General features: G+C 74.1%; 2 protein-coding genes and 1 pseudogene. 2 read left to right on the plus strand and 1 reads right to left on the minus strand.

Annotated elements, in window-relative coordinates:
• Positions 1–407 precede the first annotated feature (407 nt).
• Both ACWF94_RS40735 and ACWF94_RS40740 read left to right on the plus strand, forming a co-directional pair.
• Entirely contained in the window at positions 408–602 is a 195-nt protein-coding gene (locus ACWF94_RS40735) for a hypothetical protein (RefSeq protein WP_453500378.1), read from the plus strand.
• A gap of 55 nt (positions 603–657) precedes the next feature.
• Positions 658–810 carry a hypothetical protein gene (locus ACWF94_RS40740; RefSeq protein WP_453500380.1) on the plus strand — a complete coding sequence of 51 codons (153 nt, stop codon included), beginning with the start codon at positions 658–660 and terminating at the stop codon, positions 808–810.
• 161 nt (positions 811–971) lie between these two features.
• Here ACWF94_RS40740 and ACWF94_RS40745 read toward each other — a convergent pair.
• Positions 972–1,246, minus strand: a pseudogene (locus tag ACWF94_RS40745) (TIGR03086 family protein); the annotation flags it as partial.

Here is a 1,246-nt window from a genome sequence, read left to right on the forward strand (position 1 = left end):
GTACCCCCGCCGCGTGGACTCTCCCCCTGGGCTCCGCCCGGGGGGGGACCCCCCGTCCTCCGCCTCGCGATCCTCCCCCACAGCCTCCGGCGTGGGAGGTGCCCCCACCTGGGCCCTGGCGGGCCCGGGGAGACCCGTCCCCACGGCCCTGACGGGCCTGGGGAGACCCCAACCAGACCCCGCTCACTGACCCAGCCTGATCCAAACGAAAGACCCTGGCCGGGGCCCGACGCGCCGCGCCCTGCTGGTCCCTGGCACCCATGGACACCGGGGCCGAGTTGGTCCGGCGGCTCATCCCCGCGGCCGCATGCCCAGGGCGCGGCTCGTCACGGAATCCGCCCATGCGGGCGGGGGGGGGCGATGTCGCCGCTGTTGCCGCTGACGTCCGCGCGTCGCTGGAGACTGGCATGACGAGGGCCCGGCGTGAGTTTCTGACGTTCAGGGAGCCGGGTGCGCTGGACGCGGATCCGGTCCTGGCGGCGTCCGTGCTCGCCTTCGCCGCGTTCCAGGCCGTGGAGCAGGTGCCGCCGGAGTACCTCGGCAGAGCCTTCGTACGGCTTGGCCGGACCGAGGAAGCCCAGTCGGAGGCCCGGCGGGCGTAAAAGGCCGAGCAGAACCGCCGCTGGTTCCGCGCGAACCCGACCGGCGACGGACGCCATGGCCGCTGCGACGAAGGCCGTATGCACGGCCCGGGATCGCACCGCTCGGCACAGGCTCACCGTGCGGCTGGAGCAGCCGCGCGAGCAGACCGCGGCCCGTACCGGCGGTGAGGGCCGCCCGCTGCGGCGGCCGGCTGCGGATCTGGGCTGACCTGCACAGGAGCCTGGCACAAGCCGGGCGGAGAAGGGCGTCCGGCATATCGGAGCACGAGCGGGAGCAGGCTGGGGGCCCGGCGCGGGCACTGGCGGCAGACCGGCGACGCCCACCTGCTGGTCCGCCGCCTCAACCAGGGGCGCGCTGAGGACGACTCGTCAGGGCCGGCGGCCGATGAAGGCGAGCAAGCGGGTCTGGACGTCGGCGCTTTCCGGCACCGCGACCCGCGGCCCGTACTGCCCGCTCGCGCGGAGAACGTCGTCCAGCGGCAGCATCCCGTCGAGCAACCGGGTGCACCTGGCGGGATCGAGGCGTTCGTCCTGGCCGGTGGCCCGTGCCAGATCCCAGGTGTGCATGAAGACGTCGGCGGTGTAGAACCGGTCGACCGCCTCGTTCAGCGGGACCTCTCCGATGTGCGGGTTCGACAGCAGTC

It is taken from the genome of Streptomyces sp. NPDC055078 (assembly GCF_053607985.1).